The organism is Marinicella meishanensis (assembly GCF_019931145.1).
In the GTDB taxonomy this organism is placed as follows: Bacteria; Pseudomonadota; Gammaproteobacteria; order Xanthomonadales; family Marinicellaceae; genus Marinicella; species Marinicella meishanensis.
The window spans coordinates 180,752-205,823 of record NZ_JAIOUV010000009.1; the positions used below are offsets into that span (position 1 = coordinate 180,752).

21 protein-coding genes are annotated in these 25,072 nt (G+C 54.1%); 8 read left to right on the forward strand and 13 right to left on the reverse strand.

All coding sequences use genetic code 11. The features are described 5' to 3' along the window. Window position 1 precedes the first annotated feature (1 nt). Window positions 2-508, reverse strand: a complete 507-nt coding sequence (locus K7G70_RS15375) for a DUF3592 domain-containing protein (protein WP_223789536.1) — start codon at window positions 506-508, stop codon at window positions 2-4. 182 nt (window positions 509-690) lie between these two features. On the opposite strand from K7G70_RS15375, the gene K7G70_RS15380 reads away from it, so the two are divergent. Continuing rightward, the gene (locus K7G70_RS15380; RefSeq protein ID WP_223789537.1) at window positions 691-2,985 is read left to right on the forward strand and encodes a winged helix-turn-helix domain-containing protein; all 2,295 of its coding nucleotides are present in this window, start codon (window positions 691-693) and stop codon (window positions 2,983-2,985) included. A gap of 33 nt (window positions 2,986-3,018) precedes the next feature. Here the strand turns inward: K7G70_RS15380 and K7G70_RS15385 are convergent, their stop codons facing one another. Continuing rightward, entirely contained in the window at window positions 3,019-4,422 is a 1,404-nt protein-coding gene (locus tag K7G70_RS15385) for a serine hydrolase domain-containing protein (protein WP_223789538.1), read from the reverse strand. Between the two features lie 82 nt (window positions 4,423-4,504). On the opposite strand from K7G70_RS15385, the gene K7G70_RS15390 reads away from it, so the two are divergent. Next, the gene (locus K7G70_RS15390; RefSeq protein ID WP_223789539.1) at window positions 4,505-5,740 is read left to right on the forward strand and encodes a phosphopentomutase; all 1,236 of its coding nucleotides are present in this window, start codon (window positions 4,505-4,507) and stop codon (window positions 5,738-5,740) included. 274 nt (window positions 5,741-6,014) lie between these two features. On the opposite strand, the gene K7G70_RS15395 is transcribed toward K7G70_RS15390, so the two are convergent. The 3 genes from K7G70_RS15395 to K7G70_RS15405 all read right to left on the reverse strand — a co-directional run bounded on the left by K7G70_RS15395 (window position 6,015) and on the right by K7G70_RS15405 (window position 8,710). Then, window positions 6,015-6,551 (reverse strand): reeler domain-containing protein, encoded by a 537-nt coding sequence (locus K7G70_RS15395; RefSeq protein WP_223789540.1) that lies wholly within the window; start codon window positions 6,549-6,551, stop codon window positions 6,015-6,017. Between the two features lie 73 nt (window positions 6,552-6,624). Then, on the reverse strand, window positions 6,625-7,239 hold the full coding sequence (locus K7G70_RS15400) for a rhomboid family intramembrane serine protease (RefSeq protein WP_223789541.1): 615 nt from the start codon (window positions 7,237-7,239) through the stop codon (window positions 6,625-6,627). 70 nt (window positions 7,240-7,309) lie between these two features. Continuing rightward, window positions 7,310-8,710, reverse strand: coding sequence for a polysaccharide deacetylase family protein (locus tag K7G70_RS15405; RefSeq protein ID WP_223789542.1), 1,401 nt, complete (start codon window positions 8,708-8,710; stop codon window positions 7,310-7,312). Between the two features lie 116 nt (window positions 8,711-8,826). Between K7G70_RS15405 and K7G70_RS15410 the strand changes: the two genes are divergently transcribed. Then, complete coding sequence (locus K7G70_RS15410) at window positions 8,827-9,618, forward strand: hypothetical protein (RefSeq protein ID WP_223789543.1); 792 nt, start codon at window positions 8,827-8,829, stop codon at window positions 9,616-9,618. Window positions 9,619-9,637: 19 nt separating this feature from the next. Here K7G70_RS15410 and K7G70_RS15415 read toward each other — a convergent pair whose 3' ends face one another. From K7G70_RS15415 to K7G70_RS15425, 3 genes are all read right to left on the reverse strand, one after another. Next, a complete protein-coding gene (locus K7G70_RS15415) occupies window positions 9,638-11,068 on the reverse strand; it encodes a hypothetical protein (RefSeq protein ID WP_223789544.1) in 1,431 nt (476 codons plus the stop codon). A 108-nt stretch (window positions 11,069-11,176) separates the two neighbouring features. Further along, window positions 11,177-12,088, reverse strand: coding sequence for a LysR family transcriptional regulator (locus K7G70_RS15420; RefSeq protein WP_223789545.1), 912 nt, complete (start codon window positions 12,086-12,088; stop codon window positions 11,177-11,179). Window positions 12,089-12,091: 3 nt separating this feature from the next. Then, window positions 12,092-14,359, reverse strand: coding sequence for an arginine/lysine/ornithine decarboxylase (locus K7G70_RS15425; protein WP_223789546.1), 2,268 nt, complete (start codon window positions 14,357-14,359; stop codon window positions 12,092-12,094). 256 nt (window positions 14,360-14,615) lie between these two features. On the opposite strand from K7G70_RS15425, the gene K7G70_RS15430 reads away from it, so the two are divergent. The 4 genes from K7G70_RS15430 to K7G70_RS15445 are packed head-to-tail and all read left to right on the forward strand — an operon-like array spanning window position 14,616 to window position 17,437. Then, complete coding sequence (locus tag K7G70_RS15430) at window positions 14,616-15,002, forward strand: DoxX family protein (RefSeq protein WP_348525088.1); 387 nt, start codon at window positions 14,616-14,618, stop codon at window positions 15,000-15,002. A gap of 24 nt (window positions 15,003-15,026) precedes the next feature. After that, the gene (locus K7G70_RS15435) at window positions 15,027-15,617 is read left to right on the forward strand and encodes an FMN-dependent NADH-azoreductase (protein WP_223789547.1); all 591 of its coding nucleotides are present in this window, start codon (window positions 15,027-15,029) and stop codon (window positions 15,615-15,617) included. A gap of 4 nt (window positions 15,618-15,621) precedes the next feature. Beyond that, entirely contained in the window at window positions 15,622-16,473 is an 852-nt protein-coding gene (locus K7G70_RS15440) for a pirin family protein (RefSeq protein ID WP_223789548.1), read from the forward strand. A 1-nt stretch (window position 16,474) separates the two neighbouring features. Then, a complete protein-coding gene (locus tag K7G70_RS15445; RefSeq protein WP_223789549.1) occupies window positions 16,475-17,437 on the forward strand; it encodes a glutathione S-transferase family protein in 963 nt (320 codons plus the stop codon). A 133-nt stretch (window positions 17,438-17,570) separates the two neighbouring features. Here the strand turns inward: K7G70_RS15445 and K7G70_RS15450 are convergent, their stop codons facing one another. The 3 genes from K7G70_RS15450 to K7G70_RS15460 all read right to left on the reverse strand — a co-directional run bounded on the left by K7G70_RS15450 (window position 17,571) and on the right by K7G70_RS15460 (window position 21,965). Beyond that, a complete protein-coding gene (locus K7G70_RS15450) occupies window positions 17,571-18,302 on the reverse strand; it encodes a glycerophosphodiester phosphodiesterase family protein (RefSeq protein WP_223789550.1) in 732 nt (243 codons plus the stop codon). A 28-nt stretch (window positions 18,303-18,330) separates the two neighbouring features. Further along, window positions 18,331-20,484, reverse strand: a complete 2,154-nt coding sequence (locus tag K7G70_RS15455; RefSeq protein ID WP_223789551.1) for an acetyl-CoA hydrolase/transferase C-terminal domain-containing protein — start codon at window positions 20,482-20,484, stop codon at window positions 18,331-18,333. 122 nt (window positions 20,485-20,606) lie between these two features. Then, on the reverse strand, window positions 20,607-21,965 hold the full coding sequence (locus K7G70_RS15460) for a cryptochrome/photolyase family protein (RefSeq protein ID WP_223789552.1): 1,359 nt from the start codon (window positions 21,963-21,965) through the stop codon (window positions 20,607-20,609). A gap of 106 nt (window positions 21,966-22,071) precedes the next feature. On the opposite strand from K7G70_RS15460, the gene nhaA reads away from it, so the two are divergent. Then, window positions 22,072-23,295 carry a Na+/H+ antiporter NhaA gene (gene nhaA, locus K7G70_RS15465; protein WP_223789553.1) on the forward strand — a complete coding sequence of 408 codons (1,224 nt, stop codon included), beginning with the start codon at window positions 22,072-22,074 and terminating at the stop codon, window positions 23,293-23,295. A 6-nt stretch (window positions 23,296-23,301) separates the two neighbouring features. Here nhaA and K7G70_RS15470 read toward each other — a convergent pair whose 3' ends face one another. Then, complete coding sequence (locus K7G70_RS15470) at window positions 23,302-23,988, reverse strand: L,D-transpeptidase family protein (RefSeq protein WP_223789554.1); 687 nt, start codon at window positions 23,986-23,988, stop codon at window positions 23,302-23,304. A gap of 76 nt (window positions 23,989-24,064) precedes the next feature. Next, window positions 24,065-25,069: a DNA polymerase III subunit delta gene (gene holA / locus K7G70_RS15475; RefSeq protein ID WP_223789555.1), complete on the reverse strand. Its 1,005-nt coding sequence runs from the start codon at window positions 25,067-25,069 to the stop codon at window positions 24,065-24,067. Window positions 25,070-25,072 lie beyond the last annotated feature (3 nt).

A 25,072-nucleotide genomic window follows, 5' to 3' on the forward strand; every position in this document is an offset into this window, starting at 1 on the left:
CTCAGCGTGCTGGTTTGGCTGGCTTGGGCAGTTGTTTGGCCAAGGCCTTGACCAAAAAACCACAAGCAATGAACACGAAACCGAGGATCACCGGGATCCAAGTGGCAAAGCTGATGCCGGCACTGATCACGGTGTTGGTGGGGTTTTTGGGCGCCACATAGACGTCGATGGGGTGGTTCAATTGATACGGTGATTGTTGTAACCATTCCCGTGCCTCTGCCCGTTCATAAAAGCCACCTTCAACCGTGTTGCCGGTACCCAATGAATAGCGACTGGACTGATATTCCTGGCCATCCACAGTGTAGGCATAAGTGATTCTGATGTAGTACTCCAAGCGCCTTCTGGCCGGATCTGAGGCTTGTGAAAAGCGGGTGGCCACTTTGCTTTCAATCACCCGACCTTCCACCACCGGCCAACTGGTGCTGGCATAAGCGGTGCCCAGCATCCAAGCACCCACACCAATCAACAAGCCACCCAATATGACCAACACCCATCCACCTTTACTCATCGTCCATCTCCTCGTTGTGTTTCAGATCCATTCATGGTATATGCGAATGGCACAGCAATCATGATGCCAGGCTGATTTCAACCTGAGTTCTGGGCTGCCAACCGATTGGGGATTAACTCAAAGCCGATTATTTGCTATCATCATTGCTGATCCAACAACCCACAGTCATCCACACCACAACCATGATCTATCAGTTTGCTGACTTCACCTACGACCTCAAGCAACGGCAGTTGTTTCACGGTCAACAGGTGTTGGAACTCACCCGCAAAAACCACGCCTTACTGGGTCACTTACTGGCCCACCCCAAACGCTTGATTTCCCGTGATGAGTTGATTGATCACGTGTGGGATGGCCGGGTGGTGACCAACAACACCATCGATCAATGCATCCTCAAACTGCGCAAGACCCTCAACCAAGCCGTGCCTGGAGAGTACATCGAATCGGTTTATGGACAAGGCATCCGTTTCTTGCCCACCATCCATACCGCCGAGACTGTGGACGGTGTGGCTGCCAACCAATCAGGCTATCCGGTCTTTTGGGTGGGGCTGGCCGCTGCCTGTTTGGGCTTGCTGATCATGTGGCTGATTGATCGGTCTGGCGATGAGCTGCCTGCCACCAACCCCAACCCAGCGCTGGATGTGATCAGCCAATCCAGCATCCAAGCCAGCCGCCAAACCAATCAATGGTTGGTGACAGGCTTGCGCGGCTATTTGGTGTACCAATTGAACCAACAAGCCGCCATCACCGTCAACAGCGTCGACCTGCAAGCAGACAATCCACAGAGACATGATCTGTTGTTCACGGTGCAAACCGCGGATCCGCAAGCGTTGCAACTGGCCTTACAGGTGCAGGCGCCCGCTGCCAACCCAGACCAAGCAGCCCAATATCAAATCAAGGCCCAATTGACGGTCAGTGATTTGGGGCTGGCCGCTGAAGACTTCCAAAGTCACCAGATCACCGAACTGTCGGCCCAATTGGTCTCATGGGTGCAACAACAGTTGGGCTTTGAGCAAACCGAGACCAGCCCTGTCAGCGACGTCTTCACCTCCGATGAATTTGCTTTGCAAAGTCACTTCCGGGCTCAACATGCCCAAGCCACCGGAGACAGCGAACAGGCCCTGAAATTCCTCGATGCCGCCCTGGAACAAGACCCCGAATTCAAAATGGCTTGGTATGAAAAAGCGGTGGCTTTGCGCCGCCAAGCCGACACCCGCAAAGCCCTGGCCGTGCTCAATGCCTTACAAACCAATGACCCGTTCTTGGCCTACCGGGTGGCTTTGGTCAAAGCCCAATGCCTCGACAGCTTGGGTGACTTCAGTGCCGCCGAAATTGCTTATGGACAAGCCTTGCAATGGGCCAGAGCCAACGGTCGTGACCGCCAAGTGGCTGCGGTGCTCATCAGCCAGGCCATTTTGTGGCGCAAAACGGGGCAATTTATAGCAGCCGAACAAGCCCTGCAACAAGCCATGGCGGTGACCGATGCCAACACCCAACCACAGCTGTATGGCACCATCATGAACACCTACGCCAAGCTGGCACGGGAAATGCACCAACCCGAATTGGCCATCGACAAGGCACAAGCAGCCATCAAGGCATTCCAACAATCGGGCGACTTGCGTTATCAGATGCAAGCCAAAACGGTGTTGGCCAGCATCCTGCGCCAACGCAACCAATGGACGCAGGCCGAACAATTGGTCAAAGAATCGCTGTTTCATGCCGAACAACTGCAGCACCGCCGCGGCATCAGTGACAACCGCACCAAACTGGCCCGTTTGTACCAACAAACCGGGCGTTTCCGCTTGGCCCATGACCAATGGCAACAGGTGTTGGCGATGAATGCCGAGCTGGAATTGTATGGCAACACCGCCGATGCCTATGTGTGGCTGCTGCGTTTGCATTTTGCCGAAAACAATTTGGCCCAGGCCGACATTGACCTGAAAATGCTGCGCCAATTGGCCTTGGAACACCCCCGTGCCGAGATCCAAAATTTACTGCATGAGGCGGAGTTTTTGTTGGCCTTGAAGCTGGCCGATGTGGCGACGGCCAGCACCCACCTGCGGCAATTGGCAATCATTGAACATGAACTGACTGAGGTGTATGCCGGCGACTTGGCCGCCGCCCAAGGCAAGCATGAGGCCGCGGAATTGCATTTTCTGGCCGCCCTCGACCAGCTTGAACCCACCGGTCGCTTGGACCAGATGGCCATGGTGTTGAATCGTTTGAACGCTTTGTACTTGGTCCATCAACCGGACAAACTGGCTGCCAACCTGCACCGTACCGCCGCCACCCAACCGTTCATATATCCACTGCAAAAATACCAAGCCATGGCCGCGGCGGCAACAGGCAAGCACATCGAAGCCTTGAGCCTGATGGAAGAACTGAAGCTCAAAGCCGGTGATTATTGGCAATACCCCGATCAACTGCTGATCGACCAGTGGCGCGAAGCCATCAAACTGGCTCCTGTCAACACCGATTGAATATCGGCTAAGGCCTGTTAAGAGGTCCTGGTATTATTCTTCTGGAGTGGCGGCCAATCGCACAAAATTACCTTCATGCCCTTGGTAATACAACTGCCCTTGATGCCGATAAAACCCCATGGTGGCCGTGGTTTCATGGGGGCGCCTGAAGTGTTGAGTGCTCACCGGTAACAGTTCACGGCTTGGCCCACCGGACAACTGCGCGGTCAAGCCCTGACCCGAACGGCGAATGACCAAGGTCTGTGGTCGGCGGCCAGTGAAGCGGCTGGTGACCGAGCGATAGCAGCCCACATAGGCCGCCAAAGTGGCACCATCCACCGGGTACAGCAGTGGCTTGGGAGGCGGTTGCAAACCCGCAATGAGCTGCGCTTCCAGCCGATCCACCATGGCATTCAAGGCGCGGTGGTTGAAGGCATTGATCATGATGAAATAAGCCTGCCCCGAAGCCGGGTGGAGGCCAAACCGGGTCAGGTAGCCATCGGCATCTCCACCATGTCCCCAAAAATCATGGCCCTGCACTTGCCATTGATAAACGCCCAAACCATAACCAAAGGTCAAACCATTGCGCGCCGCCAAGGTGGTGGTCGGTTGCCGCCAGCGTTGCCATTGTTTGGCACTGAGCCATGCGGGGTCCTCTCGCAACAAGGCTTGCAGCCAGCGAATCATGTCCTGATTGTTGGTGTTGATGGCCGCAAAAGGGCGATAGATGTTGTGCCAAAACGGAATCGGGGTGACCCCATCGCGGTCATAACCGGTGATCAGGTGCTGCTTGATTTCCTGGGTCAACAACACATCGCTGTGCGTCATCTGCAGGGGCTTGAACACCTGCTGCTGCATCAAGGCTTCGTAAGTCTGCTTCGCGGTCAATTCCAGGGCCAGGCCAAACAGACCATAACCGACATTGCTGTATGAGGCATGCAAGCCGGGAGCCCAGTGACTGCGGTGATCGCCCAAACCCAATTCAAATCGAGGCTGCAAAGGGCCGTCACCGGGGGTGTTGTGGTCCCATTCGGCTTTTAACAAATCACCCAAGCCGGCGCTGTGTTCCAACAAATGTGCCAGGCTGATGGGGCTGTCAGCATGGCCGTTGGTTATGTATGGGCTGAGGCCATAGTCGGCCACCGGTGCGTGCAAGTCGAGTTGACCAGTGGCCTGTAGCCGCAGGGCCAACAGGCCAGCGAAAGACTTGCTGATGGAGCCGATGCGGTAGCGGGACTGTGGACCCAAAGCTTGTTGACTGCGGTGATCGGCCACCCCCAGGTAATGGTCGAGCAGCACCTGATCGGCCGTGACCCAGACCACGGCCGCGGCAGCGATGTCGTGTTGTTGGCGCAAGCGGTCAATGTCCGCCAACAGGTTGGGCTTGGCGGCACCCGACAGTGGCCAAAGCCAACAGCACAGGCCACACAGCTTGGTAAACCGAAGGAATTCAAACATGCAAATAATGTCGCATGTCTTGGCAGTGACATCAAGGGCAGGCTACAATAATCTGCATGAACATGCCGTCCAAGCCACAACCATGAACCGGGCCCTGATCCTGGTCCTTGATTCTTTGGGCATCGGTGCCAGTGCCGATGCCCCAGCCTATGGTGACGATGGGGCCAACACCCTGGGCCACATCGCCCAGGCCTGCGCCCAAGGCCAGGCCGATGTCGCAGGTGGTCGCTCAGGTCCCTTGCGCATACCCAACTTGAACCGTCTGGGTTTGGCCGCGGCACAAACCGCCAGCAGCGGCTCCGAACTGGCCGGCCAAGCCAGCCATGTGGTCACCGCGGCCTATGGTTATGCCATAGAGCAAAGCCGGGACAAAGACACCCCCAGTGGACACTGGGAAATGGCCGGCGTGCCGGTGCCGTTCAAATGGGGCACCTTCCCCACCACGGTGCCGTGTTTTCCTGAACGCTTGATTGATGAGTTGATCAAACGCGCCAAATTACCCGGAATTTTGGGCAATTGCCACGCCTCAGGCACCGAAATCATCCAGCGCCTGGGGGCCGAACACATCCGCACCGGTCGCCCCATCTGTTACACTTCGGCCGATTCGGTGTTTCAGATTGCCGCCCACGAGACCCATTTTGGCTTGGATCGGCTGCTGGACGTGTCCCAAATCGCCAAACAATTGGTCGATGAATGGAACATCACCCGGGTCATCGCCAGACCTTTCGTCGGTGATGATGCCGCCACTTTTCAACGCACCGCCAATCGCAAAGATTTCACCACCCCACCGATCGCCCCCACCTTGCTCGACCACCTGCAACAAGCTGGCGGTACGGTGGTATCGGTGGGCAAGATTGCCGACATTTTTGCCGGTCGTGGCATCACCGAACAGATCAAAGCCAAAGACAACATGGCTCTGTTTGATGCCATGTTGCAGCGCTTTGCCACCGCCGTTGATAACACCTTGTTGTTTGTGAATTTTGTCGATTTTGACAGCCATTATGGCCATCGTCGTGACGTGGTGGGTTACGCCCAGGCCTTGGAAGCTTTTGATCAGCGGTTGCCTGAACTGGAAGCCATGATGCAAGCCGGTGACGTGGCATTGATCACCGCCGATCACGGTTGTGACCCCACCTTCCCCGGCTCAGACCACACCCGCGAACACGTCCCCGTGCTGTTTTTTGGGCCCGACATCAAGGGCCAAAACATCGGCCCCAGAAAATCGTTTGCAGACATGGGACAAACCCTGGCCAAACACTTTCACTTGCCTGCCTTGCCCCATGGGGTCGCAGTCAATTGGCAGAGAAGGTCCTGTTAATAGGACCTAGGACCTGTTAACACCAACTGAAAGACCACTGTTCAGGCTGCAAAGGTCACACCCTGCGTTGCTCACCGCTCGATTGGAATGACCAAACCACGCGATTCGCGCCTTAATTGTGACCTTTGCAGCCTGAACCCATGGGGCTGGGTCGTATTTTTCATCCCTCAGCGTTATTCACTCGTTCATGTGGAGTGACCACACCTCACGACTGATGCCTTGATGGCTGAAAAATACGATCCAGCAGTCGCCTTTCAGTTGGTGTTAACAGGTCCTAGTCAAAGGAATTGAGAAAGATCACATCACTTTCCGGGATGGCCAAGGCCGAGTTGTCATCGCGCACAAACCGATAAAAGTTTTGCGCGGCACCAGTGCCCGCGGCCCCTTCCAACACATAGCCCAAGACATAGACCGTGCCCACATAGTCACTGGGTGGAATCCAGAACAGGGTTTTGCTGGTCAAGCCCAAACGGTCTGAGTGGGTGATTGACATGGCCTGGCCATCACAGTCTCTGACCTGGGTGTCGGGTGAGAAGGTGCCGACTTTGTTGCCTTGTTCGTCCACCACGGTGAACATCAAACCCAAGAATGAATCGCCAGTGATGGTGATTTCCACGTGCTCAAAAGGATTGTATGCAGTGACATTTGCGGTCAGCTGATAGGTGCCGGAATTGGGGTTGCGGGTGCGGTTCGTCATGCCGGTCACATTCGAGTAATCGGCAAACACATCACACACCGGAGCGCCGGTGGGTAAGCCATGGGCCGAGGTCATGAGCAATATGCTCAGCACGCTGATCAAGATTTTTTTCATGGTGAACTCCGTCTTTTTATCCCAGACTACCACACTCTTTTGAATTCTCGGTGAAACTGACTGAAAAAATGACTCAAAACCAGCCGGGATTGAACAGCTGTTGAAAAAAGCGGCCAACCAGTCGCGGTTCCATCAGGATGGTCACCGCGATGCCATACAAGCCGCCGTATAAATGGGCACTGTGGTTGATGTTGTCATTGTTGGCGTGGTGGGCTTTGAGGCTGTACCACACATAGCCGGCCGCAAACAAAATGGCCGGGATGGGAATGGCACCAAACAGGTACAACAACTCCCAGGGAAACAAAAAGATGAAGGCGAACAACACCGCTGACACCGCACCGGAGGCCCCCAGGCTCATGTAATTGCGGTCATCCTTGTGCTGCAAAAAGGAGGGGATCATGGCCACCACAATGGCCCCCAGATAAAACACCACAAACCCCGCGCCACCCAAGAATTGTCGGTACACCCCTTCAATCACGGCACCAAAAAAATAAAAGGTGAACATATTGAACAGCAAGTGCATGCCATCGGCGTGGATGAAACCATGGGTGATGAAGCGCTCAATTTGCCCTTGTTTGATCGCCGGCGACCAAAAAATCAAACGTTCCATGACACGGCGGTCTTGCCAGGCCAAATAAGAAATCAGGCAGGTGATGCCGATGATGATGAGGGTTTGGTTGAGGCCCATGTTCATAGCGAAAAAGCCTTCAGTTTAGCCGCTTATCAGTCACCATACAAGCCTCTGTAATGGCCACATTTCAGTCTTCAGCAGTGGGCTGTTTGATCCAAGTGTAACTGCGGCGCCCTTGCCATTCACCGGCTTCGCTTTGGCGAAAAGACGTGGTCAGCAAGCCATCGGGGGTCAGCACCCTCAGATGGCGTTCTGTGAAGGTCGGAAAATCGGGGGCCGAATGGGTTTGGATGGTTTCGATTTGCCCGTGGCCGATCGGCCGGATGAAACCATCACCCACCCGGCCACCAAAACCAAATTGCAACAAGCGGGCTTGCCGCTGCTCGGCATCCCAAAATAATTTGTAGGTCCAAAAGTCATCCGAAGGTTTGCCATCGATCAAACCATACAAGCGCCCATCCAAGCTGTTCTCACCCAACCCCCAGGTCCACTCAATGGCGTAATCGGTATATGGCTCACTGTCCGAACGGTATTGTGCATTGCTGGTTTGCCACGTCCCCACTTGGCTGTTCATTTCCGCGATGAACCACTCAGGCATGGCCGCCCCCACTGCCGTGGCCACCTGGTACTCAGTGAATAAGCGCTGCAATTCGGCCTCATCTTCAGCCACATGCACCAACTCTTGGGGGCTGGCGCCGGCATCGCGAGCCAAGGCCGCCACCCGGCCCTGACCGGTGAATAAGGTCTTGGGGACCTGCTGGGCGATGGGATCTTGGTAGGCTTCCAAGGGCGAGATGATCTCCCAGCCCTGGGCCTTGAGGTGCATCACCAGATCGCCAATGAAATAGGCTGCCAGGTCATTGTCATGCAACAACAACACGTGTTTGGGCGAACGACCCAAATACTGCTCGGCGATTCGATCCGAGTGCTCAATCGCGGCCCACAACACATCGATGTACAGCTGTTTCATTTGCACCAGGTTGATTTTGTCACCTGCTTTGACGGCATCCTGATACAACTTTTCCAGGTACCAATCGTAGTTGTCGACCGTCACGTAGCCGTTTTGATAGCCCAGTTTTTGCAGGAATTTTTGCATCTTCTTAACCACCTTTTTGTCACGCCCTTCATCCAGATAGGGGTAGCGAAAGTAGGGTTTGAAATGGGGATAATCCCGCAAGGCCTGGTCCGCGGTCAGCACATCTTGTTGGTAGGTGTCCAACTCGGTGCGATGTAACCACAGGTGCTGATTACTGTGGTTGGCAATCAGATGGCCATCTTGCTGATACAAATCCAATATGGGCTTGGTCTGCTCATTCAGGTGTTTGGTGGTGACGAAAAACATTGCCTGCTCCACCCCGCTGGCATCCAAGGCAATCAACAAAGCTTTGGCCCGTTGTTCACTGGTCAGGCTGCTGTTTGGCCGAGGGGCATCATCAAAGGTGATGGCAATTTGCTTGGTGGCTTGGGCCGTGCTGATGACGCACAGCAGGCCAAGCCAGAAAATTCTTTGGAAAGACAAAAATCGCATGGGTTCATGTGCTTGTGAGTTGGGCGTCATTGTAAATCATTGGCATTATTTTTGTGTTATTTCCAGGGGTTGAGGCATTGATAAGGGTGATCACATTGAAATTATGGGAGAACAACATGCCTTATGCCCGTGCCCATTGGTACCTCATGGCTTTGCTGGCCGTCACCGTGCTGGCTTTTTGGAACAGTTATTTTGGGGTCTTGGCCCAAGCCCCAGCCGCCCACCATTGGCATGGCATCACCGCCACCGCCTGGCTGCTGCTGATGGCCACCCAAAGTGTCACCATCCACCGGGGCCAGCGACTATGGCATCGGCGACTGGGATGGTTGCTGATGGTGCTGGTGCCGTTGATGAGCGGCGCCTTTGCTTTGGTCACTTGGCAAGGGGCCATCAAAGCCGTCAATCAACACCCGTTTTATCTGATGTTCGGTGAAGCTTTGTTGACGGCCGATGTGCTGTTGTTGTTCACCACCTCGCTGCAAGTTTACCTGGCCCTGAAATTTTGGCGCCAAGTGCACCTGCACAGTGCCTTGATGCTCAGCACCGTGATGGGTTTGTTGCCACCGGTGTTGTCGCGCCTGTTCGCCAATTGGGTACCGGGATTGCTGATCACCGGTCCGGACACCTTGTACCTGTTTGAGTACTGCTTGCAACTGAGCATGCTGGTGAGTCTGCTGCTGGCTGTGTGGCTGTACCTCAAGCACCAAGCCCATGGCTGGCCTTGGATTTTGGCCGCCATGGTGGTGATCCTGATGTATGTGTTGTATGCCACCCTGGGCCAAACCTTGGTCTGGCAAACCGTGGTTGCACAACTGGCGACCTGGTCGATGGCTTGGGTCTTTGCGACCGGCTGGTTGCTCGGCCTGCTGGCTTGTGTGTTGGGTTGGCTGCATGGCAAGCGGCGTTAAGACACCGGCCTGCGGTCAGTCAGTTAGGGTCAAAGCCCGTCATGAAAATCAAGTCGTCGGTCAGCTGCGTGGCCAGGCCATTGATGTACTCTTCAATGGCGGTGTAACCCGAGGGCATGATGGTGGTGTGGTCATTGCCATTTTGGGGATTCAAACCGCGGCTGTTTTCCCAGTCATCGGGCATGCCATCATCATCACTGTCCAATGGCGGGGTGCCGGGGGTGAGTCCGGCCATCAAATCGACTGGGCGGTAATTGCGCCAACTGCCGCTGCGTTGTTGCAACTCTTCAATGGACTGCCGGGCCACGATGTCATGGGGAAAAGCGCCGATGCGTGGCAACAAGCGGTCGGCCAAAGTGGCTGGATCTCGCATCACCGATGGGGCATAACCGGGTTCACCGGAAAAATCAAACACCCCGGTTTGGTTGAATTGGTTGGCGTTGATGCCACAGCAGGCAAAGGTATAGGCATTGCCAAAAGCCACGTCATTCCAGGGGTTTTGCACCGTGCCCATGTATTCCCCCGGGACTTCCACCCAATTGTCTTGCAGCCAATAGGCGGTGGGAATGGGGGTGGATGCATTTTCCGGGTCAAACCAAAACGGCGACAGGCTGATGCTGGGACCGGCGATGTACTGGTTGCCCATGATATTGAAGTTGCCTTCTGAGACATTGTGATGCACAAAGCCCTCGCGACCGTTGTAAGTGATGTTGTTGATCACTTCTGCCGGGCCCACCGACAAGGCCGGGGTGCGGTTCCGGGAATGGGTGAAAACGTTGTTGAGGATGGAGATGTATCCGCCAGTGCGATCACCCGGTTGACAATTGCCGCTGTCCAAACAGGGGCGGTGATTGATCACGCCTTTGTTGTGATCCCAACCATTGCTGGTGTCATAGATGGGGAATGACAAATGCGAATTTTGGATGGTGATGTGGGCCGCCCCACCCCAAAAATCGATGGTTTCATCGGCCCCATGCGACGCATCAATGTGGTCCAGCATGATGTTGTTGGCGGTCGACATTTGAATCGCATCGTGTTGATTGGCTGGCCAATTGCTGTCCGGGTTGGGTGGCCGGATGCGCAGGTGACGGATGATGATGTTGCCGGTGTCCGAATTATAGGTGGTGTACAAGTGACCCACCAAGGTGATGCCGGCCCCGGGTGCGGTTTGTCCAGCAATGGTCAAATCGCCATGCGGGATGTGCAAATCACCGGTGATCAAGCCGGAGACTTCAAACACCACGATTCTGGGACCCGGTTGTGACACCGCCCATTGCAAAGAACCCACGCCTGAATCATTGAGGTTGGTGACGATGTGCACATCCCCACCCCGGCCACCGCTGACATAAGCCGCAAAACCCGCCGCTTCAGGAAAGGCTTTGAGCTGGGCATGGGCGTTGTCGACTGACAACAACAGCGCGCCCAACCAAATAAACACAGACATTCTCATCGCTTGACTCCAAACTTTAATGGACTGGTTAACTCAGCCCTTCATTTAACCACAAGTGGCGCGCATGAAATGAGTCAGAATTCACAATTAACCCATCCTGCCAGCGTTTCAGTGCTTGATGGCCCAACAGGGCTCGTCACCAAAATGTGTTTTGCAGGCATCGATCAAGCGCTTGACCCGTTGTGTCAGGTGCCGGTTTTGCGGATATACGGCGTAAATGTTGAGGGTGTTGTCCAACCAAAAATCTGTCAACAAGCAGACCAATTGGCCTTGGTTGATCGCCTCAAAACAAACAAAATCAGGGATCATCACCAAACCCATGCCATCGATGGCGGCATCGCGCATGAAATCACCGTTGTTACAGGTCATGACATTGGGCACTTTGATTTTGAGGGGTTGATTGCCCGCGCCTTTGAAGTGCCACAGTTCAGGGGCGGTGACGTATTTCAGTTTGTGGTGGCCGGTTTTCAGGTCGTTGGGGTGTTGCGGGGTGCCGTGCCGGGCCAGATAGGCAGGACTGGCACACAGCACCAAACGGGTGTATGACAGCCGCTTGGCCATCAAGGTCGAATCGGCCAAGCGGGCGATGCGAATGGCCAGATCAAAGCCCTCATTGACCAAATCCACCTGTCGGTCATTGAAATCCAAATCCAGCACCACTTCGGGATGCTGTTGGTTGAACGCCCGCAATGGTTCGGTCAGGTGGTTCAAACCAAAGGACAGCGGCACCGCCAATTTGATGCGGCCCGCCAACGCCCGATCCTGGTCTTTGATCCGGGCTTCGGCTTCATTGATTTCCTCCAGGATGCGGACACAGGATTGGTAATACAAGCGCCCGGAATCGGTCAGGGTTTGTGACCGCGTGGTGCGTTTGATCAATTGCGACCCAAGGTGGGCCTCCAACCGACTCAAACGTTGACTGATGGCGGACTTGACCGTGTTCAGCTGTTCCGCCGCTTGGGTGATGCTGCCCGCTTCCACCACCCGCACGAATGCCAACATGTCCTCCAGCGTGGCCATGATTCAGCTGTCTTCAATCACCACATCGACAAAGTAATGCTTTTCACCGTTGATTTTTTTGCAAATCAAACCATGCACATCGGATTCAAAGCCAGGAAACTCATCGTTGAAGCGTTTGATGTAATGCAGATACTTGATCACCTGTGAGGTGAAGCGCTCGCCGGGCACCATCAAGGGAATGCCAGGAGGGTACGGGGTGATCATGATGGCGGTGATGCGGTCGGCCAATTGATCGATGGTGACGCGCTCGACTTGGTTGTGTGCCATCTTGTTCCAGGCGGTGGCGGGTAACATCCCTGGTTCAATGTCAGACAAGTACATGTCATTGGTGATTTTGGCCACGTCGTGTTGTTGGTACATTTGGTGGATGGCGGTGCACAGGTCCTGCAGACCCAGGCGCTCATACTGGGGATTCTTGTTGACGAATTCAGGCATCACCCGCCACATCGGCAAGTTTTGGTCATAATCATCTTTGAACTGTTGCAACTCGGTCACCAACGAATTCCAGCGCCCTTTGGTGATGCCGATGTTGAACATGATGAAAAAGGAATACAAACCGGTCTTCTCCACCATGATGCCGTGTTCCGACAGGTATTTGGTGACGATGTTGGCCGGGATTCCCAATTGGTCAAATTCACCTTTGACGTTCAATCCAGGGGTGATGATGGTGGCTTTGATTGGGTCCAACATGTTGAAACCTTCGGCCTCCAAGTCAAAATCATGCCATTCTTCATTGGGATTGATCATCCATTCATGTTGCATTGGCACATCGCCGTCACTGAAATGGTCAGGGCCCCACACTTTGAACCACCAATCATCCCCAAATTCTTGATCGACTTTGCGCATGGCCCGACGGAAATTCAAGGCTTCATGCAAGGACTCTCCGACCAAGGCATGACCGGCCGGTTGTTCCATCATGGCGGCTGCCACGTCACACGAGGCAATGATGGCGTATTGGGGGCTGGTCGAGGTGTGCATCAAAAACGATTCATTGAACCGATGCATATCGAAATGCGAATTGGCCGGTTCTTGCACCAAAATTTGTGAGGCCTGTGACAAGCCGGCCAGCAGTTTATGCGTCGATTGGGTGGCAAACACCATGGCATTCTCCGCCCGTGGGCGCTCACTGCCACCGATGGCGTGCATGTTGGTGTAAAACTCATGGAACGCCGCATGCGGCAACCAGGCTTCGTCAAAATGTAAGGTGTCGATGCGATCACCCAACATGTCCTTGATGTCTTCGACGTTGTAGATCACCCCATCATAAGTGCTTTGGGTGATGCACAAGATGCGCGGCTTGGCGGCTTGGTCTGGATCAATGAACGGGTTGTTGGCCATCTTGGCGGCGATTGATTCGGCCGAGAATTCGTGTTTCGGAATCGGCCCAATGATGCCATAGTGGTTGCGCGTGGGCATCAAAAACACCGGTATGGCGTCGGTCATGATGATGGCATGCAAGATGGACTTGTGGCAGTTGCGGTCCACCACCACGATGTCGCCAGCCGCCACGGTGGAGTTCCACACGATTTTGTTCGAGGTGGAGGTGCCATTGGTGACAAAAAACAAATGGTCGCTGTTGAAAATGCGGGCGGCATTTTCTTCGCTGGCAGCCACCGGGCCGTTGTGATCCAACAACTGACCCAATTCTTCCACGGCGTTGCAGACGTCGGCGCGCAACATGTTTTCTCCGAAAAACTGATGAAACATCTGACCCACCGGACTTTTCAAAAAGGCCACCCCGCCTGAGTGTCCTGGGGTGTGCCAGGAATAGGAACCGTCGGCGGCATAGTTCATCAAGGCTTTGAAAAACGGCGGCGCCACCGATTCGACGTATTTTCTGGCTTCACGAATGATGTGCCGGGCAACGAATTCGGGGGTGTCTTCGAACATGTGAATGAAGCCATGCAATTCCCGCAAAATGTCCATGGGAATGTGCTCACTGGTTTTGGTTTCACCATACAGGAAAATGGGGATGTCTGGATTGCTGCGCCGCACCGCCTCGATGAATTGTCGAATTTCGTTGATCGCCCGATCGGCTTCCTCGGCGCTGGACAAGTTGATTTCTTCGTCATCAATCGACAAAATGAAGGTGGAAGCGCGACTGGCCTGCTGGGCAAATGAGGTCAAGTCCACATAACTGGTGTAGCCAATCACTTCAATGCCATTGGCCCCGATCGCCTCAGCCAAATTGCGGATACCAGAACCAGAAACGTTTTCTGAACGAAAATCTTCATCGATGACCACGATGGGAAAATGAAAGCGATTGAGCATGGATTCCTCAGTCTTAAAAAAACTTATTATCGCTGATGTCTACGGCCTGTCAATGGTCCAATACAAGGACCAAATTCATGGGCCAGATTCATGGCTACTCCAGCGCACCTTGCAGCGTCCCTGCGGCCGTGCGCCGCCTGGCTTGCTTGATGCATTGTTCACATAAAAAGAACATAATATTCTGATTTGGACTGTTTTTCAAACAATATGCGAACAATATAATGGACCCATTGCAACCATTGACGAGGAATCTCACATGTCATTCATCCAACAATACAGCGCCCTGGTGGGACGCATTTTCATCAGCCTGATCTTTTTGGTGGCAGGCATCAACAAAATCACCGCTTACGAAGGCACCGCTGGCTACATGGCGGCCATGGGTGTGCCCAGCGGCCTGCTGCCGTTGGTCATTGCCACCGAAATATTGGGGGCTTTGGCCATCATGGCCGGCTTCAAAACCCGACTGGTGGCTTTTTTGATGGCGGGTTTCAGCCTGTTGTCCGCCCTGCTGTTCCATTTTGAGCTTGCCGACCAAACGCAGTCCATCATGTTCATGAAAAATGTGGCCATTGCTGGCGGCTTTTTGCTGTTGGTGGCCCATGGACCCGGTCGGTATGCCATCGACAACCGAGCGAATAACTGAATATCAATTCACCGGAGAACCCACATGCAACAACGCATCCTACTGATCAACTCCAGCGGTCGCCAACAAGACTCAGTGACCCGCCATGCCAGCGACCTGGTGGTCCAACAGTTGCAGCAAATGAGCCCTGCTGCGGTCATGCAGCGGGATTTGGCTGCCGGCCTGCCCTTTGTCAACGAAGCCTGGATTGGGGCCAATTTCACAGCCGCTGAGCAGCGCAATGCCGCACAACTGGAGCAGCTGGGCATTTCCGATGCCTTGGTCAATGAAATCCAACAGGCCGAGGTGCTGGTGATTGCCTCACCGATTTACAATTTTGGTATTCCAGCCACACTCAAAGCCTGGGTCGATCAAATCGCCCGAGCCGGGGTTACGTTTCGATACACCGAGGCAGGGCCGGTGGGCTTGATGCGCGGCAAACGGGCCATCTTGGTGATGGCCTCTGGCGGCGTGCCCATCGGTTCCGAACTGGATTTTGCCACACCGTACTTACAACAAGTCATGCGCTTCATTGGCATCACTGACATCACTGTGGTGGATGCCAACAGCAGCGATGAGCAAGCCATCAAACTACAACTGCTGACCTGGCGTCAGGCCACCACAGCGGAGGTATGAAACCATGAACACACACAACCACATCAACCGCATCATCAACGGCCTGCCGGCCTCTGATGGCGCCGGGGTGAAATTGACCCGCATCATTGGCAATCACCAATTGAGCGAACTGGATCCGTTTTTGTTGTTGGATCATTTTGGTTCCGACCAAGCCAATGACTACATCGCGGGCTTTCCTCCCCACCCCCACCGGGGTTTTGAGACCGTGACTTACATGTTACAAGGCAAAATGCGGCATCAAGACAGCGTCGGCAACGACGGTGTCATAACCGATGGCGGCATCCAATGGATGACCGCGGGTCGTGGCATCATCCATTCAGAAATGCCCGAACAAACGGCTGGGGTGTTGTCGGGTTTTCAACTGTGGGTGAATTTGCCCGCCAGTGAAAAAATGACCGCCCCCAAGTACCAGGAAAAAGACGCCGATGAGATCCCCACCGAGCAACGCGACGGTGGTGTGTCGTTGAAAGTGATCGCCGGACAAACCGCCCAAGGCACCGAAGGCATCATTGACAACCCGCACACCGAACCCAATTATTGGGACGTCAAGCTGCCAGCGGACACCCAACTGCAGGACCGCTTGAACCCAAGCCACACCGCGTTCATTTACGTATATCAAGGCCTGATTCAATTGGCCGACCAACAAGAACTGAACGCCGGTCAGTTGGGGATCTTGAGCCCGGGTGAAGAATTGTTGATCCAGGCCAACCAAGACAGCCGCTTCATCGTGGTCTCGGGCCGACCTTTGAATGAACCCATCGTGCGGGCCGGCCCCTTTGTGATGAACACCGAGGCTGAATTACAACAAGCCTTTGTCGATTATCAAAACGGTACATTAACTCAACAGGAGGCATGACATGGGTTTATTGGTGAAAGGTGAATGGCGCGATCAATGGTACGACACCGATGCCACCGACGGTGAATTCAAACGATCGGAATCACAATTCAGAAATTTTGTGACCGCCGACGGGGCCCCCGGCCCCACCGGGTCGGGTGGCTTCAAAGCCGAATCGGGCCGCTACCATTTGTATGTGTCTCTGGCATGTCCATGGGCCCATCGGACGTTGATTTTCAGAAAATTAAAGGCATTGGAAGATCACATCGATGTGTCGGTGGTGGATTATTTGATGCGCGAGCATGGCTGGACCTTCAACGCCAGTGATGACGGTGACGAGTTCGTCGGTGACCGGTTGCATGACGCCGACTTCATGCACCAGGTTTACACCACAGCTGATCCCCAATATTCGGGCCGGGTCACGGTGCCGGTGTTGTGGGACAAACAACAAAACACCATCGTCAGTAATGAGTCGGCCGACATCATCCGCATGTTCAATTCGGCATTTACTGGCTTGACTGAAAACGACATTGATTTCTATCCAGCGGAGCTGCAGACTGAAATCGATGACATCAATGAGCGGGTGTATCACGACATCAACAACGGCGTGTACAAAGCCGGTTTTGCCACCAGCCAATCGGCCTATGAAAAACACGTGGTGAAATTGTTCGAGTCACTGGACTGGGTCGAGGACTTGCTGCAGGACCGCACATTTCTGGCCGGGGAGGTGTTGACTGAAGCCGACTGGCGTTTGTTCACCACACTGGTGCGCTTTGATGCGGTCTACGTGGGGCATTTCAAATGCAACCTGAAAACCCTCCGCGAATACCCCAGCATCAGTGCCTATGTGAAAAAACTGGCCGCCATCCCCGGCATCGCCGACACCATCAACATCCGCCACATCAAGCGGCATTATTACATGAGCCACGACACCATCAACCCCTCCGGCGTGGTGCCGCATGGGCCGGCGTTGGATTTTGTTTGACTATGGAAAATGTCATCTCGAGTGCAACCGAGAGATCTATGGGGCTACACGGGATCTCTCCACTCACTGCGTGCGGTCGAGATGACTTGCAAGCGAGCGACATGATGCACGGGTCAATTACAAGGTTTTTGGTTTAATCAGGCGGCAAGAAATCCGTATAAAAACCGCTGACGCCGTAATTCGCTTGCAGCCGGCGGATGGTGTGGGCTTTGTTGATGGTGTAGACAAAAATGCGGTGTTGATGGCGCAACTTTTGCAGGGTGCGGCTTTTGGCTTGTGCAGGACGCATGCTGAGTGCCAAGAGGTCCATCTCGGCACTGAGTTCGACCACCGAACGCTTGGAGCCTTGGTATTGATACAAAATCCAGATCAATTGTGTAAAGCCCATGGCTTTGAGTTCGGCGTACTCTTCGGGTTGATAAAATTGTGGGATCAGCACTGCCTGGAGGGCCGGATTGTGCGCCAAGATGAAACGGATGCCTTGGAGGTTGTGATGCTTGATGTCGGTGATGATTTTGACTTCGGGCTTGTCTTTGAGCCAGGCAGCCAAGGCAGCCAAATCACAAGATCGAAACCCAGGGTGAGCCTCGGCCAATTCATTGAACCGGGCCAAGGTCAAAGGTTCGTGGGTTTTGAAGCCGAAGATTTTTTTGAAGGTCTTGTCCCAATCATGCAAGCACACCAACTGCCCATCGGCGGTCCAGGAAAAATCCACCTCCAGGTGACGAAATCCGGCTTGGTAACTGTGCTCCAAAGCCTCGATCGAATTGGTGTAGGCCTGGCCTTGGTAACCGCCACCGGCATGGGCAATCAGCAAAGTGGGTGCTTGGGTGGTCGCCATCGCGGGTGTCACGGCACCCAACATTGACCACCAGCAAGCCATCTGGAACCTTTTAATGGCCATGGTGCCGCAAGGCAAAGACCAACAGTTTCACTGCCAACTTCTCCTTGAACTGCTGCGGCGCAGTCAAGTTCATCAGTTCCAAATAAGGTTGGTGGGAGGCCATGGGCCGGGCCCACATGGCTTTGATCAATGTCAGCAAGGTGCCATACTTGTTTTTGGTTTGACCGCGCAACCACTGCAGCGATTCAATGATGACTGTTTCCTTGGCGGTGAAGTCTTCGCCGAATGGCAAGGGTGGGAAATAGCCTTGTTGCTTCACCTCGGTGAGTTGTTGCTTGATTTTTTCTGGGGTGTTGTGCCGGAACGGTTCTGGCACTTGCCAGTTGGCCGACAATTTATTGTGCGCCACGGCTTGGGCCCGTAAGGACTCTTGAAAGCGGCTGTCTGCAATGCAAATCATGCGCTGAATGCAGGTTTCATCGGATTGCCCCCGCAGATCGGCCATGCCATATTCGGTGATCACGATGTCCCTGAGGTGCCGGGGAATGGTGCAATAACCATACTTCCACACCACATTGGATTCGATGCTGTTTGGGCTGATGTGCACACTGCGCAGCATCAGCACCGAACGGCTGTCGGCCAAAGCATGGGCCATGGCCACAAAATTGTATTGTCCCCCCACCCCACTGACCACTTGGTGGTCTTCTAAGGAATCAGAAGCGGCGGCACCCAGCACATCCACTTTCATGCAGGTGTTGATGAAGCGGGCTTTGATGCGCTGCACCCGATCCAAGGCCTCTCCACCATACAATTCGTTGATTTGACTGACCGGGGTCATTTGGAACCAAGGTCTGATTTCAGCCCGCAATCCATGCAACCAATGGTAAAACCGTTTGGAGCCCATGAAAAAGGCGGCGTGCAACACCGCCCCGTGTTGCAATTGGCGGCCCACAGCGTGTTGTTCCAAAGCCGCCAAATTATCCGCATCATGCAAATCAGCACTGAAGCTTTGTCCGTCGGCAGCGGTGATCACCCCGCGGTCAAAGGTCAGATCGGCTTGCAGCACACCCAGGTATTGCAAGCGCTTGAACTGCCTGAGACTCATCACTTCGTCAATCACGTGGTGTTGCAACAGGGTGCCCAAGATGCCCGGTTCAAAGGTTTCTTCGATCACTTCATCATTGACCAATTGTTGGATCTCGGCATCGGGATACACCTTGCGCTTGAGGATCCGCGCATCGAACAAATGGGCAAAACCTTCGACGAACATTTCGCTGGCGGCATACAACCCCTTGGTGAATGGCCGCGTATCACCCACCTGTTTGATCATGGTGCCGAATTTATCCAGCATGCCGGAGCTTTGTAACAACTCATGGTAAGTGGGGTTGTTTTTCTGCCGCAACACCGTGCTGTAGACCAGTGCATCGGCCAAAGAGCCAATGCCAATTTGTAAGGTGCCGCCATCTTTAAGCAGGGTACTGGCCAACAAGCCGATGCTGTAATCGGTGGCACTGATGGCTTGCGCAGGGGTGGCAAAAGGTTCGAAGTAAGCGTCGGGATCGTCAAAGATGGCGTCGAAGAAATCCTCATTCACCGCGGCTTGGCCGCCCATGAATGGCAGGTGTTGATTGACCATGGCCACCACCAAAGGCCGGGGCTTGCCTTTTTCTTGGGCAATGCGGATGATGTCCAAAGTCAAGTCCGGATTACATGACAGGCTGTAGCGCAGGCCTGAGTCGGTGCGTTCAACCGCCACCATTTGCAGGATGATGTTGACATGGCGGTCAACCATGTCCCGGGCCACATGGGTGTAGTTGCTGCTGACGTAGGCTTGTTGGGCTGATTTTGAGCGCAGCATTTTGCCCGACTGCATGTAAAACTCACGCACCCGGATGTTGGGTGGCATCTGATCCCGTTGCACGTCATCAATGTAGCTCAATTCTGGATAGTCACCAAAAAAACGCTGGGTAAAGGCCTGTAAAAAGCGCCGCTCCAGGATCGAGTTGCCTTTGGGGATGGCCAAGGACAAGGCGGTGAACAACTCCAGGTTGGTCTCGGCGTGGGTTTTGGCATGTTGATAGACGGCATTGACCAGTGGATTGGGTTTGCCGATTCCCAGCGGGGTACCCACCACCCAATCGTGGCCGACTTGTTTAACCAACCAAGCAATCAGTTCTTCGGTGTTGGGGGTGTTTATGGGCATTTTGTCTTCCACATCCGACCGGTCATCCAATCATTGTAACCAAAAAAACCCCAGCTTGAGGCGACTTTTGAGGCCGCTGTTGATATTTTTGACTTGGGTCAATGTCGACCGCTGAGTCTGACTCAACGTTTGAACCAGTCCAGGGCTTGTTGGCGGGCCGCTTTGTAATCAATGATCGGTGGCGGGTAACCCAAGTCGTCTCGGGTGGCGGCTTGGGGATTGTGGATTTCTTTGCCTGGCACCGCCGCCAGTTCTGGCACCCATTGGCGGATGTAAGTACCGTCTGGATCGAATTTCTCCGATTGGGTGGTTGGGTTGAAGATGCGGAAATACGGGGCGGCATCACAACCGGTGGCCGAGGACCATTGCCAACCACCGTTGTTGGAGGCCAAATCGCCGTCCAACAAATGCGCCATGAAATGGGCTTCACCAGCCCGCCAATCCACCAGGCACAGCTTGGTCAAAAATGAAGCCACGATCATCCGCACCCGGTTGTGCATCCAGCCGGTTTGAAGCAACTGCCGCATGCCGGCATCGACGATGGGAAAGCCGGTCTGTCCTTGTTCCCATGCCGCCAACAAATCCGGGGCATCGACCCAATGGTCCACCGCATCGGCTTTGAACGGTTGGTGCTTGGCCAATCTGGGGTATTCGTGCATCAGGTCGTGGTAAAAATCACGCCAGATCAGCTCCGAAACCCAGGTGCTGGTGAAGGCCGGCTCCCCGTCTTGTTTCAAAGCATGGCCCAAACATTGGCGGGCACTGATCACCCCGATGGCCAAATAGGGCGACAAACCACTGGTCCCTGACACGGCCGGATAATCGCGTTCAGCGGCGTAGTCTTGGTCACGGCAAAAGTCTTTGACCCGCTGCGCCACGGCTGGCTCACCGATGGGCCAATCCGCCAACTCGAAAGCCACCGGCACAGGTTTGGCCTGGGTCACTGCGTGGTCCTGATGGGCTTTTGGCAAGGGCAACGGCGGTGCATAGGCCGCTTTCAAGTGCTTAATGAACTTGTGCTTGTACGGGGTGAACACATGGTACATGCCACCGTCGTTTTTGCGCACATGCCCCGGTGGCAACAGGTAATTGCTGTGGTGTTGGTGCAGCGCCACAGCCGCTTGATCCAACACCTCAGCCACCGCTTGATCGCGGGCGATTTCATGGGGCCAATGTTGTCGGTGCCAGTGCACTGCCTTGATTTCGTGTGTTTCAATCAACCGTTCAAACAACGGCGGTACCTCGGCAAAGGTCGGCACTTCATGCACCCAGCTGGACACCCCGAACTGCGCCAAGCGGGGGATCAAGTCATTGATGTGGGCTTTGATGAATTCGAATTTTTGTGGTGCTTCCCCATGTTTTTCGTGTTGTTCCGGGTTCAGCACGAACAAGGCCACCACCGGTTGCCCTGACTGCATCGCTGCTGTCAAGGCCGGATGATCTGCCAATCGCAGATCCGTGCGGAACCAAACCACATTCATTGTTTCAACACCTCACAAAAATCGGTTTCAAAAGGGGGGGGGATTTTTACTTGAATTTCACCCGAATCATTATATAGTTTCAAGCAATCTAATTTTCGTGAAAATCATGCCGCAAGTCGCCGTTTCGTTCATCAAAAATTTCTTCCGCATGGAGTCCTCTGCCGGAATCTTGTTGTTCTTTTCTGCCGTGTTGGCCATGATCATTGCCAATTCACCTTTAACGGTCTATTACAATTTGTTGTTGGACACCCCGGTGGCCATTCAAATTGGCGCGCTGGCGATCAACAAACCACTGTTGTTGTGGATCAACGACGGTTTGATGGCGGTGTTTTTCTTCCTGGTGGGCCTGGAATTGAAACGGGAACTGGTGGAAGGTGAACTGTCTGAGAAAAAGAACATTGTCTTGCCAGGCATCGGGGCGATTGGTGGCATGCTGTTTCCAGCCCTGGTGTTCTTCTGGTTCAACAAAGACGACCCCATGGCCTTACAAGGCTGGGCCATCCCAGCCGCCACCGACATTGCGTTTGCCTTGGGTGTGTTGAAATTGCTCGGCCCTCGGGTGCCCACCAGCTTAAAAATATTCCTCACCTCATTGGCCATTTTTGATGACATTGGCGCCATCCTGGTCATCGCATTTTTCTACACCTCACAGATTTCCTTCACCGCCTTGATCGTGGTGGCGGTGTGCGTGCCGCTGTTGTGGCTGATCAACCGCAAAGGCATTGAGGCCACCAGTACCTACATCATGATTGGTGTGGTGATGTGGGTGGCGATGCTCAAATCTGGGGTTCACGCCACCTTGACTGGCGTCATCCTGGCCATGTTCATTCCCATCAAGTCCAAGATCAAAGAAGGCTATTCGCCGTTGAAAGAGTTGGAGCACAACCTGCATTCGGCGGTGGCTTACATCATCCTGCCGATTTTTGCCTTTGCCAACTCAGGTCTGAATTTATCGGGCATCGGGCTGGAACAGCTGCTGCACCCCGTGCCTTTGGGCATTGCTTTGGGCTTGGTTGTGGGTAAACAAGTGGGCATCTTCAGCCTTTGTTGGCTGGCCATCAAAATGGGTTGGGCAAAAATGCCAGAACGCAGCAATTGGGTGGCCATTTACGGCATCTCGGCCTTGTGCGGTATTGGCTTCACCATGAGTTTGTTCATTGGTTCTTTGGCCTACGAAGAAACCCAATTTGACATGGTGTTCGATGAGCGCTTGGGCATCATTGTCGGTTCCATGATCTCGGCTTTGATCGGTTTCTTTGTGCTGAAGACACAATACGGCAAAAATGCCCCTGAAATCGGCGCGACCCAAGAAGCGGTCAAAACCACTTAATACCGATCAATCAAACACATAGCGACCGTCCATCACTTCCACATTGGGCGGTCGTCCGTGCTCAATGAAAAAATCATGGCCGACTTTCAGGTTGCGCCAATAGTCAATCCACCGGTGCCCTGCATGTGCTTGCATGTTGGCTTCATCCATGCGAAACGGAAAGGCATGCACCCGCACAAAGGGCTGACCATGCTCGAAAGCCACGACCATCAAGGTGTAAATTTCTTCGATCTGCGGATCGGTCATGGCATAGCAGCCGATTGACACACAATCACCATGGACCATCAAAGCGCTGCCGGTGCGTCCGTGGTGGCGATCATAGGCATTGGGGAAACCCAGGTTGAATGACAAATGAAAGCGGCTGCGGGGGTTGAGCTGGCCGGGCTTGACAAAATAGAAACCCTCGGGACTTTGCCAGTCACCTTCGCGCAATTTGGGCCCCAAAGCCCCAGAGAAGGTACAGATGGGGTAGGTTTTGAACAAGGTAAACTGGGGGCCATTTTGGACCCACAATTCCAGTTCAGCCGAGTCTTTGTAGAGTCGAAGATGCACCGGTGAGCCCCAGGTCAACTGCCGTTGATGGAAGGCCGCTTGCAAGAGTGGCTGGTTGTTCTGAATGGCCTGACTGGCGCGTTGGCTTTGGGGAATTGGCATCAAACTGGCCAGCAACAACAAAGCGGTTTTGAACAACATGAAATTCTCCCGATTGATCGGTTTGGACCACCCAGGGCGCCGATGGTTCGGTCACCCACCCCGCGCAGCGTCTGGATCAGGCACAGAATGCCACCATCCAACGCTCCATGGCTTGCCAGGGGTCACCGGCCAAACGGCCTTTGATCATGCGATCAATGTCAGACAGCTGTTGCATGCGGCCAGACCAATGTGGCAGCGGTCGTCGATTGAGGTTTTTTTGAAACACCGCTTGGCGATTTTGCCAAATGCCCAATTTGCGGTAATCGGCAGCACTGGCTTGTTTGCCTTGAGTGCGGAGGAAGCTGAGTTCGCACAAGTTGCGCGTTTCCCGTTCCAAAGCCCAATGAATGATCACCGCCGATAAATCATTCTTCTGTAACGAACGCATAATTCTGATCGCCCGTTTGGGCTGCTGTTCCAACAGCGAATCGGTCAATCTGAAGACGTCAAAGCGGGCGTTGTCGGCCACCAAACTGGCCACATCCTGAGCCGTCACGGTTTGGTTGGCATAGCGCATTTTCAACTTTTCCAGCTCTTGTGCAGCGGCCAGTAAATTGCCTTCCAGGCGCATGCTGAGCAAACCAATCGCTTGGTCATCCACCGGCAAACCGATTTGTTGACAGCGTTGTTTGATCCATTGCGGCAATTCCGCGGCTTTGGGCTGATATACCCGCAGAAACACGCCATGCTCGATGATGGTTTTGACCCATTTGGTTTTGTCGTTGCTGGCATTCCATTCGTCACAGCGGATGATCAGCATCACATCATCGGGCATCAGCTCAATGAATTGCACGATGCTGGCTGAGCCCTGGGTGCCCGGCTTGCCGCTGGGCAGGTGCAAATCTATCAGGCGTTTGCTGGCAAACAAGGACATGTTGCCGGCACTGTTTTGCAGTTCATGCCATTGGAAGGATTTGTCCGCCAAATGCGCTTCCCGTTCACTGAATCCCTGTTCCGCGGCTTTGGCCTTGATCGCATCGCCGGCTTCTTGCAGCTGCAAGGGTTCATCACCGACCAACAAATACACCGGCTTCAAGCCTTGTTTGAGTTGCCCGGCCAGTTGTTTGAAGTACAGTTTCACGGC

Bases quoted from the DNA above. Each gene is read 5' to 3' on its own strand.
- K7G70_RS15375 (WP_223789536.1), bottom strand. From the start codon at position 508: ATGAGTAAAGGTGGATGGGTGTTGGTCATATTGGGTGGCTTGTTGATT.
- K7G70_RS15380 (WP_223789537.1), top strand. From the start codon at position 691: ATGATCTATCAGTTTGCTGACTTCACCTACGACCTCAAGCAACGGCAG.
- K7G70_RS15385 (WP_223789538.1), bottom strand. From the start codon at position 4,422: ATGTTTGAATTCCTTCGGTTTACCAAGCTGTGTGGCCTGTGCTGTTGG.
- K7G70_RS15390 (WP_223789539.1), top strand. From the start codon at position 4,505: ATGAACCGGGCCCTGATCCTGGTCCTTGATTCTTTGGGCATCGGTGCC.
- K7G70_RS15395 (WP_223789540.1), bottom strand. From the start codon at position 6,551: ATGAAAAAAATCTTGATCAGCGTGCTGAGCATATTGCTCATGACCTCG.
- K7G70_RS15400 (WP_223789541.1), bottom strand. From the start codon at position 7,239: ATGGGCCTCAACCAAACCCTCATCATCATCGGCATCACCTGCCTGATT.
- K7G70_RS15405 (WP_223789542.1), bottom strand. From the start codon at position 8,710: ATGCGATTTTTGTCTTTCCAAAGAATTTTCTGGCTTGGCCTGCTGTGC.
- K7G70_RS15410 (WP_223789543.1), top strand. From the start codon at position 8,827: ATGCCTTATGCCCGTGCCCATTGGTACCTCATGGCTTTGCTGGCCGTC.
- K7G70_RS15415 (WP_223789544.1), bottom strand. From the start codon at position 11,068: ATGAGAATGTCTGTGTTTATTTGGTTGGGCGCGCTGTTGTTGTCAGTC.
- K7G70_RS15420 (WP_223789545.1), bottom strand. From the start codon at position 12,088: ATGGCCACGCTGGAGGACATGTTGGCATTCGTGCGGGTGGTGGAAGCG.
- K7G70_RS15425 (WP_223789546.1), bottom strand. From the start codon at position 14,359: ATGCTCAATCGCTTTCATTTTCCCATCGTGGTCATCGATGAAGATTTT.
- K7G70_RS15430 (WP_348525088.1), top strand. From the start codon at position 14,616: ATGTCATTCATCCAACAATACAGCGCCCTGGTGGGACGCATTTTCATC.
- K7G70_RS15435 (WP_223789547.1), top strand. From the start codon at position 15,027: ATGCAACAACGCATCCTACTGATCAACTCCAGCGGTCGCCAACAAGAC.
- K7G70_RS15440 (WP_223789548.1), top strand. From the start codon at position 15,622: ATGAACACACACAACCACATCAACCGCATCATCAACGGCCTGCCGGCC.
- K7G70_RS15445 (WP_223789549.1), top strand. From the start codon at position 16,475: ATGGGTTTATTGGTGAAAGGTGAATGGCGCGATCAATGGTACGACACC.
- K7G70_RS15450 (WP_223789550.1), bottom strand. From the start codon at position 18,302: ATGTTGGGTGCCGTGACACCCGCGATGGCGACCACCCAAGCACCCACT.
- K7G70_RS15455 (WP_223789551.1), bottom strand. From the start codon at position 20,484: ATGCCCATAAACACCCCCAACACCGAAGAACTGATTGCTTGGTTGGTT.
- K7G70_RS15460 (WP_223789552.1), bottom strand. From the start codon at position 21,965: ATGAATGTGGTTTGGTTCCGCACGGATCTGCGATTGGCAGATCATCCG.
- nhaA (WP_223789553.1), top strand. From the start codon at position 22,072: ATGCCGCAAGTCGCCGTTTCGTTCATCAAAAATTTCTTCCGCATGGAG.
- K7G70_RS15470 (WP_223789554.1), bottom strand. From the start codon at position 23,988: ATGTTGTTCAAAACCGCTTTGTTGTTGCTGGCCAGTTTGATGCCAATT.